Origin of the sequence: Crossiella sp. SN42, assembly GCF_023897065.1 — a bacterium.
Taxonomy (GTDB): Bacteria; Actinomycetota; Actinomycetes; order Mycobacteriales; family Pseudonocardiaceae; genus Crossiella.
The window spans coordinates 207,961-226,858 of record NZ_JAMHIV010000004.1 but is presented as its reverse complement, the minus strand read 5'-3'; the positions used below and the strand labels follow the sequence as shown (position 1 = coordinate 226,858).

The following is an 18,898-nucleotide window of genomic DNA, read 5'->3' as shown; positions in this document are numbered from 1 at the left end:
CCCTCTGCGCGTCCACCGTCACGACTACCGATTCGGCGGTGCGCGCAGGCCCTGGCGGCACGATCGATTCCGCGGGTGAGCACCGGCCCACCTCGCGAGCCTGAACGGTCTTGTCCCAGGAGCGCCGTATTGCCGCATCGCGATGGGGCGAGAACTCATCCCAGCCCACGTCGGTCATCAGGGGACGGGCCCGAGCTTCTGACGTTCCGAATGGGGCGGTGTGGTCGAAGGAGCACCACTGGTCCAGCCATGCTCGGGCGACCTCTTCTGGCCCCATGTGCTCCGGCGGTCCCGCCAGCTCGGCAGGGGGCTCCGCCACGGCAATGCTGTCCACGGATGGTCGTTCCCGGGGCGGCGGAGGCGCCTGGCTGGGCACTCCGCCGGGGGGAATCGGCGGAACAGGCGGCAAGAAGCCCTCGGTGCCGGTGGTGGTCGGTGCTGAACTGCCAGGCGCGGACTGCACGTGTGGCGGGGACATCCTCGCCGCGGGCGGGCGGTTCTCCGACTTCGGGGGTGAGGCGCCAGGGGCGAGCGCCACGGCTGCCAGCACCACTGCGCAGGTTCCGCACAACAGCGCAACCGCCCGGCCGCGATGGCGCGTGCTGGGCTGGTGCTCGCCGGGTGCAGGTCTCACGCTGGGCTCCCGGACCTGGATGAGTAGTTCCTCGCGCAGTTCGCCCGTGCGCCGCCCGACCGAGTGAGCTATCTGCCTGTGGCGTTCACGCCGTGCACGCGCTCGGGCTCCGAACGGCAGCCCAGGCCAGGGACCGAGCAGCTCCTTGTCAACGAGCTTGCGCATCACGGCCCTCGCGCTCGCTGACGTGCGTCCTCGCTGTTTCCTCCCCATGGGCTGTTCCGGATCGTCCGTGCTCACGATCGACCATCCCCTGTGGTGTCATCAGGTGGCGGACTCTGCTTCGGTGGCGGGGCTTGTTCTGGAGGCCGCTGCCGCGTGGTGCGTTCATCTCCCGTTGCGCGTGTTCCCCGGCCCTTCGGAGGCTTGTCGGGTTCCTCGTCGGGACCCATCGTGGTGATCTTGTGGACCTCGGGATCTGGACTGTCGTCCGGGTCCAGAGGCGCGCCACGTCGTCGTTTCGCCGACTCTCCGGCTGCGGCGTCCTCCGGCCCGCCACCGCCGCTCGCTGCGGCGTCCTTGAGATCGTCCGCACCTCCGGCACTGGCGGTCCTGGCGCCTGCGCCGGTTCTTTCCTTGGCCTCGGGAGGGAGGAACCGTTCCGGCACCCGCCAGTCGCGCGCAGCCATGCGGAACCGGTCGCGCATTCGGTCCTGCAGGGGGCGGGTCTTGTCCCGCGCGTGCTCGTACTGTTCCTGATGAGCCCGCATGTCCTCCCTGAGTCTCTTGAGCTCCGCCGGGGTTCGCTGGGGGGTCTCTGCTGCCCGATCGCGCTTGCCTTGGTCACCTGGGCGCTGTGGTGTGGGGCCGGAGTCCAGGGCTGGGCGCATCGCAACTCGCCCAGGCCTCATCAGCGAAGCTGGCACACGCTGCGGGCTCGCCAGTTCCCGCCGCAGGCCCGCGGCCGCGCCGCTGGCTTTCGACATGCCGTAGCCGAGCATGCCCATCGCAGCGCGCCCAGTGCCCCGCAACGCCGAGTTCAGCAGCAGAGCCGAGGCATAGCCCATCGACGATCCGCCGCCCACCGTGGTGAGCATGTCCAGCCAGGCTTTCGTGCGCGCGGCGGCTACCAGCAACATGATGTTGAGGACCGACACCATGAAGAACCCGTACCGGTGGGTCGATGCGGTGATGATCGATGCGATGACCATCACGGCCGCCACCACAGCCGTGATGAACAGTGCCTGCAGCTGGAGCCCGAGGAGGTAGGTCCAGTAGCGGACGCCCATCTCGCGGCACCAACCAGGAATGGGCCACCACGTCAGGAAGACGAGCCCGATGATCAGTACGAGTAGCCAGCCGACGATGGCCATCAGCCCGGCCACGACCAGCTTGAGGAGGTGAAAGGCCAGGGGAAGGATGACCAGCAACAAGATCGCGACCATGCCGGTCCGGGTGGGGTCCTGGCCGCGGATCCAGTCAGTGCGATCTTTGAACTCCGGAACCGGGTCCTCGTCATCGAGCAACTTCATCCACCGGCGCCAGGTGTCGTCGTTGGCCAGCGCGTGGCGGCCTGCCACCTTGCAGATCTCCACGTCGGAGAACATTGCCAAGCACCATGGGGTGCCGCCGAATGTGCTCCACAGGCCGTTGGTCAGCTTGCGCGAGCCGGCCTGGGCTGTGTTGCCCGACAGATCGGGGTCGGCGAACCCGACGGGGTTGCCGCTGATCTTGAGGTAGCCGGTGGTGCCGTCGATAATCCCGTTCGCCATCATCTGGCGGGCCTGGTCAACCAACCCCACCAGCGTTGACGGGCCGGCCGCGAACCCTGCGCCGAGCACCGCTGCGGAGAGAACCCAAGCGATGTCGCCGACGAACTCTCGTCCGTCTCCTCGCCATTTGGCGTAGGAGATCAGGGCGCCGATGCCGACGGTCACGCCGATCAACGGCCAGAAGACGTGGTCGGCGATCACCCGCACGGCCAGGTCGATCTGACCGGCGTTGTCCTGATAGATCGTCAGTGCGAGCATCCACTGCAGCAGCGCCAGGGCGCCGTAGAGCAGGCCCAAGGAGATCCACAGCAGCAGGTTGTTGAGCCACCCGACGATGTTGTGGGCCAGTTTTCCCAGGTTGAACCAACCTGATGCGTCGTCATCCGGCTTGATCAGCAACTTGTAGTCAAGCGGACCGTAGGCCTCGAACAGCGTCGGTGGGCCCCCAGCGCGCAGGTCCGGGCCGACGATGATCCCGTTCTGCGCCACAGCACTCTGTGCCAGTCCCACAGTCATGAGGCCGAGTAGCCACATCAAGGTCACGGCACGGCGCGGGTCATCCAGCAGCCAGCTGACAGGCCGCGGCAGGGCCACACGCAGCATGCAGACGCGCAGCGCAAGGGCATCGCGAAGCGAGACAGGCTTGCTGGGCCTGTGGACTTTTCGGGGATAGGCCGTTGACGCTCGTCCCATGTCACCGGCCCGCGGAGGTCGGGGGCCAGGCCGAGGCGCACTGGTACGGCTGGATGGCGTTGCGGTCGCTCATGTGCAGCAGGGACCGCACCCGCCACTGGTCATCCACCCGCACTAAACGCACGTGCACGAACGGCTTGCCGGACTGCAGCGGCGGGGTGACCTCCACGTCCAGGCCGGCGTGAGCAGGGCACGGCACGGCCTGGAGGACGGTGACCACGGGTCCGGCCGTGAAGTCGCCACCTCGACGCTCTCCGGGCGGGCAGATGCCACGCTTCTCGGCCGTACGCAGGGCCTCCTGCACCGCCAGTTCACAGATCTCCGGATCCTCTACGGCCACGCCCTTGATGAACGTCGTCGTCACTGCCTGCGGGTCTGTTCGATCGGGACCACTGCTGATCACGAGGCTGATCACCACGACAACCGCCGCCGCCACCGCGGCGAGGACGAGCTTCCACACTCGGTTGGACATCGTTGCTCCTTACTGCCGAGGACAATCGAGGGCAGATTGTGGCGGCTAGCCCTCGTTCGCCATAGCCCCAGGCGGATCGTCGATGAGATCCGGGCGGTCGTCTCCGGCTGTGGTGGACAGTGCCCGCGCGATCGGCAGTGAGAGCCGATCCACATACAGCGGCGCGAGGTTGCCCCTCCGGTCACGGATGATGCACTCCCCGGTTGCCAGAGACGACAACGCGGCTCGGATTCGCGGCCCAGATTCCGCGCGCCGCAACAGCTCAGCCTGAGCGTCCTGCTCCGATTGCCCTGAGGCTGCGAAGCTGAAGGCCATCACGATCTGCTCGGCCAAACCCTGAACTCGCAGCAGATCCGCTGCGACGTGGGTGTCGAGAAGCAGGTACAACTGGTTCGCCCGGCCTGTGCGGGCCACCCAGCTCACCAGCGCTTCCCCTGCGGGGTAGGAGGTGATGAGGTGCAGCTCGGCGATGGCCACAACCTTCTTCAGCTCCCGGATTCGTTGTCCTTGCACGCTGGCGTAGGCCAGCGCCACATGGAAGGTCGCCATCGCACACCGCTCCGGCACCGACCATCGCTCGGGGTCGGGGGAGTGACGAGGCAAGTCCAGACCGGACAGGTCCAGATAGACCAGACCACGGCCGGTCATCAGCGCGACGGAGTCGGGCGCAGCCGGACCGAGCACAGCGCGCATCGATGGCTGCCGGGCACGCAGCCGAAGAGTCTCTCCGAGCTCGTGCGCGGTGCGGGCAGCAAGGTCCCCGCCTGAGGCGGCTATCAACTCGCCGATTACCGCCGGCGAGGACCAGGTTTCCGGCGGCCGCTGGAGAACCGCATCGACGGCGTTCTCCAGGACGTTCTCTCCCCGTGCCCGGTCACCAGGTGAGAGGGCGCCAAGCAGGGCATCCAGGGTGAAGCGCCTCGCTTCATCGGCACTGCGGGCCGTGCGCATGGGATCCATCATTCCCGAGCACCGCGGATCCATCACCCGCATGACCTGGACGTCAACACCGAGCACGTCACGTGCGACCGCGACGATCCCGCTCAGATCCCCCTTGGGATCGACCAACAGCGCCCACGCCCCTTCAGTCAGCGCACCGAGAAGCAGCATCATGACCAGCGTGCTCTTGCCCTCGCCGGAACGACCGGTCACCGCGATCGTCGTGGGTTGAGTACGGTGCTCTCCTTGCCGGGAGACCAGATGTGCCTGCACCGGACCGGGAGACGCCCCGAGATTCTCCCCGAGATAGGGACCGGTCGCGTCACCGACGGTGGACCCTCCGTGCGGCCAGCCGCCCACCAGCGTGCGCATGGGTTGTTCCTGAGCGAACTCGGGAACACGCGACTGATCGCCCGGCAGCAGTTCCATCCACAACAGGTCCTGAATCGCCCGGGGCCGATGCAGCTCGACCGTGCCTACGTAGGTCTTGGTCAGCTGGGACACGCGCTCTTCCAACTCCGCTGGTGACTCCGCCGAGACCACCCACCGGGGATGACAGGTGATCTGCACGTCCAGCCGCCGTTGAGCCTCCTGCCGTCGAGCGACCAAGGCCGCCTCCGCCTCCGCCGCCTCAAGAGGATCCTCGCCAACAGCGGCGGCTTCACGACGTTGGCTGCGCACTACATCCCGTGCCTGACCGAGCAACTCGACCGACCCCGAAGGTCCATAGTGGACACCGCGCACGGACACATCCACATCCGGCACGTCGTTGAGGATCATCCCCAGCCACTCGCCACCGGGAAGACTCAGCTCGGCCACCGGAAAGCCGTTGGTAGCACTGCACAACACGCTCACATAGCGGGACTCACCGGTCGCCCGGTCCGTCACGACCACGTAGTCCTCCGAGCGTGTGGGATCCATTCTGCCCTCGGCGATGGACACCAGCGCGCCTCCGGACAGGAGCTGCTGCTCCGGGAGAGTCAGGCCGATATCGCGCCGCAACTCCCGCGCGTAAGACCAGGCAATGCGAGAGGCGGAGGCGGGGTGTGCGTGCAGGACACTGGCTTCCATCTGTCTGTGCCACCGTCCGATCGCCTGCTCCACCTCGGCCAGCCGCTTGTGGGCGCGCTGCAATGCGTGCCGTGGGTCCGGCTCCGGGTTGAGATCGCGCGGGAGACCGTGCTGACCTGTGGGCCTGGTTTCGGGCCAGCGCACCCCCAGCAAGACCACACGACGGCGGAAGTATCCGACCTCGGCGTTGCGGTCGATGCGGTGAGCACCCAGCGCCAGGTAGGCATCGGCCCTCGGCGCTCGCACACTGTCCACGCCCTCCCAGCTCGCCAGGTACTCCGTCCCGCGATGCCGATCCCAGATGATCTTCAGATGCCATTCGGCCCGCTCGGGCAGCAGCGCTGCCAGTGCTGAGGCGTGCGCCATGGTCGTCTGGGCGAGCTGTTCGTCCTCGAGCAGGTACGTCGACAACGTCGGAATCTGTACCCACGCCCAGATCGCCTGGTCGGTCACCTCGGCACCGTCGACGATGAGGCGCGGCGCGGCCGGTCGGTCAGCGACCCGGCGCCAGGTCTGTCGCTGTCGACGAAACCACCGTCTCACATGCCCTCCTCACGTTGGCGATTCACTCCTGTTGTCCTGGCAAGGTGTGTGCGATCTCTGCTGCCAGGACAAGCTCGATCGCGACCCGGCTATGCGCATCCGCGGACACGAGCGGATCGGTGACGATCCTGCGCCGTCCCGGCAAGCGGTAGCGGATGCGGTCGTACCACTCGACCATCGCCATCCGTCCCGAGTTGTCCGTGCGTGTACCGAGGATGACGAAGGCAGCCACCGGGATCAGGTAGATCGAGGGCCCCAGCCGCCAGAACGGGCTAACACCCAGCAACGCCACGAGGGGGAACCAGATCCCCGCGCTGACGGCGAAGATGGTCATCTTGGTGCGATCGATCCCCTTAGCGATCGGCTTGTTGAAAAGCTCGTACTGCCGAGTCGCGTAGTTCGCGTGCTCGGTGTCGGTGGGAAGTGTCAGCGGCATCGCTCATCCACCAAACACCGCGGTCCACAAACCCTTCACCACAGTCATTGCTTGGTCGGGAAAGACCACGAAGCCCGCCGCGAGCGCGCCAGCCAGCACGCTGGTCACCATCTGGCCATAGTGGCCAGCTGCGTATGCGGCCATAGCCCTGTACGCCATCAGGATCGCGATGAGACTTGCCATGACTCCTAGAAGAATGTTCCGCAGTTCCACGCCAGAGGTCGGTTTGAGTTGCAGGGCGAGGTCAGCGGCGAAGATGATGCTGATCATGCGGTAGTCACCCCGCTCTCTGCGCCAATATCAGCGAGATACCAACGGTCACCGTGCAAGCGCAGTTCGATGCGATAGTGACCGGTGATCTTCCCTATGCCACCGGTGATTTGCCACGTGATGGTGGCTACGCCCACTCGGCCGGCGGGTTCTCCATGCTTGCTCGCGCGCCACTGTCCGACTTGCTCAGGCGTCACCGTGCGATCGAGCCCTCGGAAACGAGTGCCGGTGGCACGGACGTAGTCCAGATCGCCAGCTGCGTAGGCCTGGATGTGTCTGGTGACGGTCTCACGGCTCGCCGCAGCGAACTCAGCGTCCTCACCCCCGCCGGCGTTGTCCATGGTGGGCGGGGGCACGGTCGTGGGCGGCGAGCCCAGCGGGACAGGCGGGGTCGACACCGACATCCGCTCCCCGTCGATGCCGACCACCACACCGAGGGACATCCATCGCGCTGGGGCGGCGATCCAGCCGTGCGCCGGCGGCCCCGGCGCTGCGGCGGCACCAGGTGGTGCTGACCCTGTCGTCTGGCCTGGGTGCGTCGCTTCTCGCTCCGAGGGGACGGCGGGGATGACCCGGACTCGGGTCAGCACGATGGCGCGGTGGCCATCTCGCGTGGTGGCCACCGAGTTGGGGCTGTCCGCCCACTGTCGGCCCGCACCGTCCCAGCCGTCGATCTTGGCGCCGGCCGCGGCGTAGCGGGCCAGTGCGGCCTCCCGGTGTGGGCGGCTTGCGGCGTCCCAGGAGAGATAGTCGACCGCGAATGCCTCGGCGAATGCCTCGACGGAGTTCGCCAGCTGTGCTGGCTTGGCAGGCAATGGCGGTTCATGAAGCCACACCGCTACCGAGGACGCGATGCTGAAGACACCCGCCGCAGCGACGACCACGGCCACCAGGCCGACCAGCAGACGACGGATGTGCAGCCAGAGGCCGAGCCGACGCCGTCCAGTCACGATGGACCATGCCGGTGGCGCCGAGCTCCCTGCTGGCGGAGTCTGGGCGTCGCTGTCCGACCATCCCTGCCGTGGTGCCCCGCTCTGGCCCGGAGGACGGGACCCCGCAACCTGATGAGCCTGAGCCCGTTGCACCGGAGTGCCATCGCGTGCACCAGGGACTCCCGGCGGCGTCCCGCGCTGTCGTGCGGCCCATCGGCGGCTGTTCATGAGCTCCCACCCCCCTGGCCCTGTGGCCGGCATGGGCGCATCGCCACCAGGGCAGCGCCCACGCCGGCCACAGTCCAGCCGAGCCCGGATGCGTCACCGCCAGCATCGAGGCTCAGCAGAGGGAGAACTGCCGAGGCTGCAACGGCTCCGACGTACTGCGCGGAGCGGAGAAGTCCAGCGGCGGCACCCACGTCAGCAGCGGGAGCCGCAGCCACCGTGCGCGCCTGATAGCCGATCGCCAGGCATCCCGCCGGTACGCCGATGAGCGCGCCGAGCGCGAGAAAGGCCTGCAGATCGATGGGGTGCCGCGAGATCACGGCCACGATCGCCAAGCCGCTGAGCAGCAGTGCGACCGAGCCGACCAGCAGAACATGCCCGGGGCCGCGACGCCGCGCCCCGCGGGCGGCCACAACGGAGGTCACCGCGGTGGACGCGGCGATCGGAAGCATGATCAGACCTGCCATCGTGGGCGAAAGGCCTTTGCCGATGAGATAGAGCGGGAAGCCGTAGAAGATCGCGTAGTAGGAAAGATAGAACCCCGCATTGCACAGAAATGTCCGGCTGAGTGTGGGATCCGCAGCCAGGTTGAGGCGGACGAAGGGTTGTTCGGCTCTGCGCGACCACCAGACCAAAATCACGAGCTGAAGAGCCAACCCGGCCGCGACGTCCCACGCCAGACCGTTGTTGAGTTGCAGCAGGAACACCATGATCACAGTGGTGGTGCACGCCATGACGATCATGCCCGGCACGTCGAGCGTCCTCCACCAGCCGGCGGACCGCGCGGCCACGGCATCTGCGGGCACGAAGGTGTACACGCACCCCGCCGCGGCCGCCATCAGCGGAAGCGTCACCGCGAGAATCGATCGCCACCCTCCGAGCTCGACGAGCAGGCCTCCGAGGGGCGGTCCGAGGGCGATGGTGACCTGCATCGACGCGGCGATCACACCGAGCCCGGAGCTGGCCGCGTGGTCCTGTTGTGGTCGGGCGCGCCGCAGCAGCGCCAGCGCGGCGGGCAACGGCGCACTGGTTCCCAGGCCCGCGACGGCTCTGGCAGCGATCAAGGTGGCGAGGGTGGGAGCGAGCATGGCCGCCACAGTGGCGACCGAGGCCACGCCAAGGCCACACAGCAGCACTCGGCGGGCACCAAACAGATCGCTCAACCGCCCGGTGATGATCGCGCCGACCCCGGTTGCCAGGTACGTCGAGGAGATCACCCAGGCAAGGTGCGGTCCTGCTTGGAACTCATCCTGAATCGAGGGCATAGCCACCGCCAGCGCCGATGAGGCCAGCGCCTGCGGCACTACACCTAGGCACAGCGACACGAGCACACCGGCCTGGACCCGGCCCTGCTGGTCGTCCCGATCGGTCGCCAGGACGGATTCCTGTTGCATCACAACGTAAAGCCTTTCCGGCGGCGACCGACCACAGTGGACTGTGTTGGTCGCCGCCGTGTAGTTATCCGGTCACGTCGAACCTCGGGATACGGATGGTGTGCGGCCTGGCGGCCGGCTTTTTCGGCAGCGTGGTGGCGGGCTTCCGTTCCGCGGCCTTCGTGCTGGGTGCTGGTTTCCCGGGGGCTGGCTTGGTGCTCGGCTGAGGCACTGAGGACGGCGGTGGCGAGGACGGCGGGGGAGTGTCCGCGGTCCCACAGGTGACTACTGCCATCGTCACGGTCTGGCCTGGCATGGAGGCCCGTGCGCCCACAATGGACAGTCGACCGTCCGGGGTACGCGTCTGGACGTTGTAGGTGACGGTGACCGCGCCGATCTTCTGGATCGTGTTGGGCGCCTTGTGGCCACTCGCGGACGTGACGGTGCCTTGCCCCTGGGTACATGTTGCCGACACCGCCGAACCGATGACGGTCTTGCCGAGGCTGACCGAACCGACGCTTGCTGATGCTCGACCTGGGCTGGCGCTCGCCCGGAGGTTGCTGGCGCGGATCGCTCCATCCTTGGATTGGACCGATGCCGCGGTTCCCGTCGGCGGGATCGTGCTCGTCCCGGAGGCTGCCAGTGCGTACGCGCTGGAGCCTGCATCGGCCTGGGCCACTGGACTTGTCGCCATAACCGCGGCCAGGACAGCGACACTCACGCCTGCGACACGCACACCCGGTTGAGTAGACATGGTTCCCCTTTAAGCTTCCCGGTCTCTGCTACCAGAGACTGTTGTGTGGGTTGGCGTTGTCCTTCGTCGTACTGAGAAGCTCAGCTGATCAACACGGGCGTCCCGATAGGAACGTCACCGAGTGCGCGCAGGCCTTCTGGGCCGATGCGGATGCAGCCATCACTTGTGGCGGTGCCGATCCCGTCCTGGCGAGGCCACCCGTGCACACCAACGGTTCCTGGCCCGGCACCGAACTTCTCGTGAGTCAGAGAATGAGTTCCCAGCACCACGATGAACGGGCTGTACTTGATGTTCGCTGGGGCAACCTGGGCCAGAACGAAGGTGCGTCCGACAGGTGTTGGAGCACTGTCCTTGCCGATGCCCACCTTCCAGCGTCCAACGACCTGCTGTGCCTGGTACAGGCTCAGCTCGCGCCGGTGGAGATCCACCATGATGCGCCGGTCGGTCTGGCTGACCTCCAGGTCCTCCTCCCAGTCGGTGATCCAGCCGGTGGCACCGTGGGGTCGCGACGGCAGCGCGATCCTCAGCCAGCCAGGTGCCGTCTCCAGCACTGGCACCGCGGTGGGGCCGTCCAGTTGCCGCGGGCCGATCTTGGCGATCGGGTTGCCTCCCACCGAATCGAAAATCGGAACCAGCCGTTTCGGCGTCACCAGGAGTCCATCTGGGACGGTCGTGGGGGCAGTGTCCACGGGCGCCTGCGGCGTGGTCGCCCAGGTCGTCGCTTCGGGCAGCCCCTCCATGATCGCCGCATCGACGGGGAAGGCAGGAGTGGTCGAGAGGTGAGTACGTTCCGGCTCCGCCACGCGCAGCTGCCCTCGCAGAGCCGCAGGATGATCGACGTGCGCACTGGTCGCCACGGCGTAGACCGCCACGGACACCGTGCACGCAACCGCCAGAAGTCCCAGCCCGGCACTGCGGCGCGCCCGACGCGCTCGTTCCTGTGCCCCGGGAGTTCCGGCTTGGTCCTCACGGCCTGCGGCCACGTCAACGAGATCCTCAACGAGCGTGGTTGTCTCGGCGGCACGATCACGGTTCCTGCCTTGGGTCTCAGGTGCCAACGGGCATCCTCCTCAGTGGTGCGCCCCACGATCGGTGTGCTGTGCTGTCCACAGCTGCGGGAGGCGAGGCTGATCTGCCCCGCCTCCCGCCCCCGGGCCCAACGGGTGGATGTGGGATTACAGGTCTGGGCCCGAAGTCAACGTGCGCTGAGCCTGTCGAGGAACTTCGCGCCGGCGGGCATGCCCAGTCCGGTGACCGCATCCCAGCCCGGTGCGCTCTGCAAGCTCTGCGGCTTCTCGTCCTTGACGCTGAGGTAGCTGCCGCGCTCGGTCGGAGTCGAGCTGCCGGGGTAGCGCGGCAGGTAGTCCTGCCAGACTCCGGCTTGTACCGGCCGCACATCCAGGAAGGCATCGGTGCCCGCCATGCCGTACAAGGCTGGATTCAGGAAGCCGGTCCGCGTTCCGCTCTGCTGCTTGGCATCAGCCACCAGCGCCGCCACCGTCGGCGCTGACCATGACGTGCCGCCGTACGGCCCTTCGGCATAGCCTTGGGCGGTCGTGTATCCGACCAGCACGCCGGTGTTGGCATCGCCTGCCGAAGCGATATCCGGCATCACCCGGCGGCCGCCAGCGATCTCCTGCGGAACCACCTCTCGCTGCCACTCGGGCTGCTCGTAGAGCGCCGAGATTCCACCACCCCCGCCTCCGGCGAAGGCACCGTCACGGCCCTGAAGCGGGCGCCAGGTGCCGCCGGCCTGGGTGTAGCCGGTGTTCTGCCAGCCGGTGGCGAACTCCACGCCGTTGTCGCGGCGCAGCGCGACCGTCGTGCCACCGACCGAGCTGACCCAGGGATTGATCGCGGGAAAGCTCGGGCTGGCCACGCGCGCCGGATTCGCCGTGCTGTTGTCACCGCTGTCTCCGCTGCTGACCACGATCGACTGCCCCTGGATGGCTGCCTGCACCGCCAGTTGCGTCAGCTCAGTGCGAGTGGCTTCCGAAACGGCCTCGTAGGTAGTGCCCCACGACAGTGAGAGAACGTCGGCTTCGTTGTCCGACACCGCGCGCGCCAGGCTCTCGTACAGGCCGGTGCAGTTCGCCGCACCGTAGTAGTAGATCTTCGATTCGGGCGCGCTGTTACGCACCGCGGTCACGTCCAGGGCCTGCTCGCCCAGCCACGAGTCGCGGTTGGTGCACGAAGGGTCGTGGATCTCCCGCTGGGACCGATCGATGTACTGCTCGGCCTTCAACCGCGGCGCGCCTGCCGATGCGGCGTTGCGGTTGACGTCTGCGAGGATCGTGGACAGGTTGTAGGCGCCGACGATCCCGACGCTGGCGCCCTTACCGGTGTGCGAGTTGTTCAGCTGGTGGATCGCTCTGGATTGGGCGTAGCCGTAGCCACAGTTGTGGTTTGACTGCCGCCCGGGGTAGCGCTGGGGCACCGAGGTGTTGTTCTCCGCCCTCCAGTACGGGGCGCAGTAGGTCGAGCTCCCTGCTTGTTCGACGCTGCTTTCCGGGCGCTTGGTGACCGTGGAGCGAGCCCACATCGGCCGGTGCAGCGAACTCGCGCTGTCCAAACCGAGCACGCTGACACCCATGGCCCGCAAGCTCCGAGGCAGCGTCACCGGGCTGCTCGGCGCATGCACCAAGACCTCTGCATCATTGCCCGCGGTCCCCGCCGGGAGCCGAAACCGTCCCAGAGTGGTCTGGAAGGCTCGCTGGATCACCGACGCACTGCCGCGAGCTGTCACCATCCGACCGGCCGTCGTCGTCGCGGTGACCTGCAGGCCGGCCGCGCGCGCCCACGTCTGGACCTGCTCGAGGAGATCGGCTGTGGGCCCGAATCGGTTCCGGAACTCCGCGGAGTCGAGGAACCGTCGGTAGGAGGGGCCTGGCTCGGATACCGACCTTGCCAAAGCCTGTGCCGCACCAGGGTCTCGCAGCGGCAGGGTCAGCGCGATGGAGAGTTGTTGCTCAGGTCGGAGGTCGCCACTGCGTGCCTGCGGGGTTGCCCAAGCGGGGCGGACGCCGGTGACCTCGAGTCGATCGGGTTCGGCGGCGGCCGCAGGAGCACCGGCAGCGGATCCGGCGAGAACACCGGCTGCGGCGGCCACTACGGTCCATCGTGATAACGCGAATCGCATGCGCGCACCTTTGAATAGAACGATTGGGGTTACCGGGGGCCCTGAGATGAACAAGGCCCCCGGCTGCGAATTCAACTCCAGCGCGTCTTACGCCTTCTGCGCCCGCCGGGGAAGCGGGCGAGCGGGCTGAACTCTGTCTCTACACACGACATCGGCTCATAACCGACAAGGTCACTGTGCATCAGCGAATGGTGCCCGTCAAGCTTGAGCGCCATTCATTTCTGGTCGCTCGGAATGATAATGGGCGCGGCGAATGGGGCTATCGCCGCGTTAGGCGATAGCCCGGTTTGGGGCCGCAGCAACGGTCTATTCGCGCATAATCTCCACCCGGTCACACGCAAGGGCCGGACCAGACCCGCACCTGGCCGGCCACGACCTGCTTGCCGCGGTGACATGCCCTGTGACACGTATCCGAGCCTGTCCGGCTCGCGAACCGATAACGGCATCGCTGATCGCCGGCGCGGCCGTACCCAACAGGAGCCAGGAGCGGCCGCCATCGCCTCTCAGGCGTAGGCAACCTCCGGAATCCGGCACAACGCTGGCCACACCTGTTGTGCGCACGGTCTGAGCAGAGTTCTCCCCTGACGAGCGTGCCTTGAAGACCGACGACCCAGCCTGGTTTACCGAGAGCCCTATGCTGAAGAGCAACAACGAACAGCCCAGGCCGGCAGCAATCGCTTCCGCCCTGCGGCCACGGTTGGCCGCCGTTTCTTGCTTCGCTTCTCCGCGCGTTACCATCGCGAATCTCGCAAGGTCCGACGCGGAGGACTGGACTTAGGTCTGTCCAGCTGCACGTAGCACCACCAGGTGCCGGGTTCCGCCGATGAGAACCAACCTGCGCATGCTGGCAGCCCCGGGGGCAGCGCGACAGGTTCCGCCGCGCTGGTGACAAACGCGGTCGCGCGCTGCAGCAGCGGGGCCAAGGCGTACCACAACGGCTCGGTCACTACCTCAGTCGTACCGATGCCGACAACGTGCAACCGCGGGCACGTGCCCGGAGAAGGTTGAGCAAGCTCGACGTCCAGGACCAGCGAGACAGCAGCGGCTTCCGCCACATGGATCGCAGCCCACAGCGAGGCCATGTCAGGTGTGGACAACGGATCCAGCCAGAACAGCGACGGGTCCCGCTCATAGATGGCGCGCCACGGGATGTGGGCACAGCGCATCCGCGCCACCGAGGCAGGGCGCCGTGGAGCCTGCAGGTGACCGGAGATGCTGCGGTGTACCCACCACGGGAGGTTGTCGTGGATGCGCACGGCACGTGTCCCGCACGTCTCCCGGTCTGGTTCATCCGCAGCCCCTCCACCGAGGGCCACGGAACTGGTGAGAAACATGAGCGTCCCTTCAGGACAGTGGGCGGTGGCCACATCGAGGCCACACCGGGTCAGGGATGAACGGGTGCGGGGTCGGCAAGCGAGAGCTCAGCGGCGCCGCCGGCGCGCAGCAGCCGCTCCAGGTCCGCCTCGACATGAGGAGCTGAGGCAAAGACGCAGTCCGTCCCCAAGCCGTCGTCGATCACGCAGGACTCCTCCGCCGGTAGCCGGACGAGTGCGCCCGCCTCCTGGGCGATGAGGCCGCCTCCACGCCAGTCGTGGTCACTGAGCCCGTGCTCGAAATACGCGTCCACAACGCCGGCAGCGACCATGCACAGGTCTAGTGCGGCTGAGCCGCAACGACGGATGTCACCGCTGTGTTCGATCAACACCGGCAGCAGCCGGCCTTGCTTTGCCTTCTGCACGGCGTTGTACGACAGGCCCGTAGCGACGAGTCCGGCAGCGAGATCGAAGGTGCCCTTGTCGTCCAGCACCAGTGGGCTGAGCAGGCTGGTGCCGTCCCTCCAGTACGCGCCGTGTCCTTCAGCAGCGATGAAAGTCCACCCCAATGCTGGGGCGTGCACGCATGCGGCGACGGTGATCCCGCGGTAGACCGCAGCGATCGACACTGCCCAGAAGGGCAGCCCTCGCACGAAGTTCACCGTGCCGTCGATCGGGTCGACAACCCAGGTGATACCCCACTCCGAGTAGGCTCCGCCGCGCTCTTCGCTGCGCACCTTCTCGCCAGGTCGCTCGCGCCCTAGGAGCTCACGGACGAAGTCGTCGACATCGCGATCGATCTGGGTCACCAGATCCGACGGTGACGACTTCGTTTCCACCGTGGTCAAAGGGCCGGGGGAGTAGCCGCTGGCACGGGCTCGCGCCGCTGACGCGAGCGCGCCGCTGTCTCTGGCCACCACTTCGCAGACGCGCCGCAGTTCGATCACATCGAGATCGCGCTCTTCACCGAGCACTGTCATCGGTACAGCTCCCAAATGTGGTGCAGTGCAGGGAACTGCAGTGAATGGGGTGCGGCAGCCTCAGACCTGGGAAGTGCTGAGGCTGGCGCAACGGTGCTGGCTCGAGCCAACGGCGACGTGAAACCAGCACTGGGGGAGACCCCGCGGCCGACCCATGGGGGAGGAAGGCCGGCCGCGGGGGCCGGCTCCGTGCCGCCACAGTCACGGAACCGGCGTCTGGAGAAGATGCACCGTCAGCGATACGGGAGGACGGCGATCTTCCGCTCTAGGGGCTACTGCGGAGATGGCGCCTTCGGCAGCAGCTTCGTGTGCTTGCGGCGTGACACTGATGATCGCAAGTTGCCCCCCGTTGCTTGTGGAAACCTCGTGTTGAACCGACCTTTGCATGTCACCCAACGTGACCGCCACTGCTCCAGCGGGATCGAACGTCGATTCACCCTTATGGACTATAGTCCCTATCGTTTCTGAAAGCAAACGCACACGCACTGTGATCGCAAGCGGAAGCTGGCGTCTCCATGGTTGGTGCCGTGCGGAGGCTCGCAAATCCGGGTTGATCTGGGAGGAACCCCGGATGGAGATCAATATCAGTGCAATCCACGTACGGGAGCATACGTATGTACCAGCGGTAGCAACTACGTTCCGCATCTGCGCGCTGTCTATCTGGTTGGTACATACGGCCGATTGGGTGTCCGGTGTTGCTATGACGTTAGGTAGTCAAGTAGATCTGGTGTTGCCCCGTTCGGGGCATGGCTACATCCGTTGTCGGAGCACGGCGATCGTGCTCCTTCAACAACGGTGAGGACGACGCGTTGGATGGCGTCGTCGGCGGGTAGACGGGGTACCCGTGGCCTTTGGGACAGGCCTTGTAGTCATGGGACGGGGAATCGGCGTGGGCGTCCGCAGGGGGGCGCCCACGCCGCCCCAGGGCTCCGCTATCCCCGCTCCGCAAGGCTCTTCTGACTGGACATCAGCAACCCCTGACGAGCGTTGAGTAACGCAGCCGCTCCAGGAGACGACGCAGACTCGGCCGGGCGTCCGCACGTTCTACCCCCCGAGGGCGACGGGCGCCCGGTCCACACCACGGACACGCTCGACTGCCCGGTCAATGGTCGGTCACCCGCCTGGTCGCAGCAGTCTCGGCCGAGTCGGCCAGGACCACGCGGTTCCTTCCGGCCGCTTTCGCGCGATACAGCGCTTGATCAGCCAGCTCCTGTAGCACCGGAACACGTTCGCAGTCGATCGCTACGGCGACCCCGGCCGACAGCGACAAGCCGTCAATGAGAAGAATGGCGCCTCCGCGGCGCTGGGTCGTCGGCACTGTCAGGGTCTCCACAGCCGCGCGGATACGCTCGGCGACGGCCATCGCGTCGCGGGCATCCGAGGCTGGCAGCAGCACGATGAACTCCTCACCACCCCAGCGGCCCAGCACATCGCCCGCGCGCATGCACGCGGCCAATTCGCTGGCAACGGCGCGCAGAACGTCATCTCCGACGACGTGGCCGTAGGTGTCGTTGACCTGCTTGAAGTGATCCAAGTCGAGCATGAGCAGGGCAGATCGCCCGTGTGCTCGCCCGTGGGCGCGGCCGGCCCGCTCGAGCCAGGCCCGCCGGTTGGCCAGCCCCGTCAGAAGATCCGTGTCAGCCTCAGCCTGCAGAGCTCGGTGCTGGCCGAGCCTGGTACCGATCACGAATACCCCAAGCCAGAGCTCCGGCAAGTGGGGTCCCAGCCCCACCACGAACAGACTCAGCAGCACCGCGGTGGCTTCGGCAGCGTTCTCCTGACTGCTGCCCCACAACTCCGCCCGACGGGGCGCATCCTGAGTCAGAGCGACGACACCGGCGACGATCAGCTGCTGTGCAAATATCGCCAGCGCGGCGCAGCCCACCATCGTCAAAGTCAACATCCAGTCGACAGGGCGGTCGCCATTCGCATAGTGGGGAACTCCCCCGAACCGCGCGAGAAAGCCAACACCTGTCGCGGCAATCAAGATCGACGCGGTACTGAACAAGAACTTGTACAGCGATCGTCGAGCTATGTGGTAGCGCTGCAGTCGAACCACGAGCACGACCAGCACTGCCCACTCCGGGACGAGCATCGCTGCTGCCACCCACCAGATCTCGACCAGGTCGACGTGTCGATCCAGATGTGTCGCGCGCCGTCGCTCCTCCGCGATGCGGCCCAGCCGCGCGTGCGCCACCGCGCACATCGCCAACACCAGACCTACCAGCGCGTCACCGCTCAAGCCTGATCCGGTCGCCCACATGAGCGCCACCAGCGCGACAGCGGTGAGGTCCACACTCAAGATGTAGGCAACTGCCCACGGCCGCCGACGGGCCAATGCAGCCAGCTCGCTCTTCGACCGGTCAGCTGTGTGCGCCAGCGCATACCCAGGACGAGCCCGATGCCCGACACTGGACGGTGCTTGCGCCCCTCTGCCATCACCAGGCCTGGGTGATGCCCCGTCCTCGGTAGTGGCCTGATCGAAAGGTGTAGCTGATGACCGGTCGCGAATGGTGAAAGACATACAACCCCTGTTTCTGTGTCGCTATCACCGCGGCGGTCAGCGCAGGAACTCGACCGTACGGCGGTGATAATCCACCCCTATGTAGCGCACGAGGAGGGCATCCCCACGCGTTCTCACCTGCCCGGCAGCTCACCATGACCTGCGACGGGTGACTCGGCGTCAATAGCTCCTTAGTCACCTACGACGCGACGTATGGGCCGAGCCTGCAGCCCATCCCATAGCTGCTTATCGTCGGGACCGCTCTGCGGTGCCACATGCTGGTGACACCGCAGAGCACTGCCGCACATGATCATGGGAGTCAACAGTCGGGCTCGCGCTATTGCTCGCACTGGCGACGAACTCTTCGCCGCGTCCGCACTTCCCCTGCGTTCACAATCGGACAGTAGGCGATCCAGCTCCCCAAGCGTCACCGCTCATTCACTATGACCCATTCGGCCCATAGGGCTACTGCCGGTTACCGAACAGCGGCCACTGGGGTGACGAATCTTCGGCTACGCACCGGCGCCAGCCGCGAAGTCTGCACGTAGACGCCGCCGCTGGTTCACAGTCAGCTCATCCGCCGAGATAAAGCGTGTTGCAACTGGTTGGCGCAACTTCACACGCACCGAGGCCCGGTGGTGACTTACCTCGCGGACATCGCAGCTGATGCCGCCACTGCAGAACGTGATGTACGTACGCTGCACGTACGGCGGCTTACGGACTACGGACGCGAGTCCCGACTACTTACACGGATGCATTTCTGGTTGCGCACGGTGATGCTGAGCATGTCGCTTCGCGGGCTCCCGAACACGCACGCGGAGCTGAGCCTAGGGGAGGACATGCAATGCAGCACCCTGACCGTCGTTCCGACAACCCCGGAAGGCATCCACGAACAGAGCCAGAGACCCC

General features: G+C 66.7%; 11 protein-coding genes. All 11 read right to left on the bottom strand.

From position 1 onward, the window contains the following. Positions 1-870: 870 nt before the first annotated feature. Positions 871-2,949 (bottom strand): hypothetical protein, encoded by a 2,079-nt coding sequence (locus tag M8C13_RS07400; protein WP_252479730.1) that lies wholly within the window; start codon positions 2,947-2,949, stop codon positions 871-873. Positions 2,950-3,040: 91 nt separating this feature from the next. After that, positions 3,041-3,511 (bottom strand): hypothetical protein, encoded by a 471-nt coding sequence (locus tag M8C13_RS07395; RefSeq protein ID WP_252479729.1) that lies wholly within the window; start codon positions 3,509-3,511, stop codon positions 3,041-3,043. 45 nt (positions 3,512-3,556) lie between these two features. After that, positions 3,557-5,974: an ATP-binding protein gene (locus M8C13_RS45335; protein ID WP_252479728.1), complete on the bottom strand. Its 2,418-nt coding sequence runs from the start codon at positions 5,972-5,974 to the stop codon at positions 3,557-3,559. A 112-nt stretch (positions 5,975-6,086) separates the two neighbouring features. Beyond that, positions 6,087-6,500, bottom strand: a complete 414-nt coding sequence (locus M8C13_RS07385) for a hypothetical protein (protein WP_252479727.1) — start codon at positions 6,498-6,500, stop codon at positions 6,087-6,089. Positions 6,501-6,503: 3 nt separating this feature from the next. Continuing rightward, on the bottom strand, positions 6,504-6,770 hold the full coding sequence (locus tag M8C13_RS07380) for a TcpD family membrane protein (RefSeq protein ID WP_252479726.1): 267 nt from the start codon (positions 6,768-6,770) through the stop codon (positions 6,504-6,506). Continuing rightward, entirely contained in the window at positions 6,767-7,720 is a 954-nt protein-coding gene (locus M8C13_RS07375) for a conjugal transfer protein (RefSeq protein ID WP_252479725.1), read from the bottom strand. Before M8C13_RS07375 ends, M8C13_RS07380 begins: the two co-directional genes overlap by 4 nt. 206 nt (positions 7,721-7,926) lie before the next feature. Next, positions 7,927-9,321, bottom strand: a complete 1,395-nt coding sequence (locus M8C13_RS07370; protein WP_252479781.1) for an MFS transporter — start codon at positions 9,319-9,321, stop codon at positions 7,927-7,929. Positions 9,322-10,134: 813 nt separating this feature from the next. Beyond that, entirely contained in the window at positions 10,135-10,926 is a 792-nt protein-coding gene (locus M8C13_RS45330; protein ID WP_252479724.1) for a L,D-transpeptidase, read from the bottom strand. A gap of 323 nt (positions 10,927-11,249) precedes the next feature. Beyond that, positions 11,250-13,193 carry a protease pro-enzyme activation domain-containing protein gene (locus tag M8C13_RS07360; protein ID WP_252479723.1) on the bottom strand — a complete coding sequence of 648 codons (1,944 nt, stop codon included), beginning with the start codon at positions 13,191-13,193 and terminating at the stop codon, positions 11,250-11,252. A 1,384-nt stretch (positions 13,194-14,577) separates the two neighbouring features. Then, complete coding sequence (locus M8C13_RS07355; protein WP_252479722.1) at positions 14,578-15,486, bottom strand: inositol monophosphatase family protein; 909 nt, start codon at positions 15,484-15,486, stop codon at positions 14,578-14,580. 1,102 nt (positions 15,487-16,588) lie between these two features. Then, entirely contained in the window at positions 16,589-17,782 is a 1,194-nt protein-coding gene (locus M8C13_RS07350; protein WP_252479721.1) for a diguanylate cyclase, read from the bottom strand. Positions 17,783-18,898 lie beyond the last annotated feature (1,116 nt).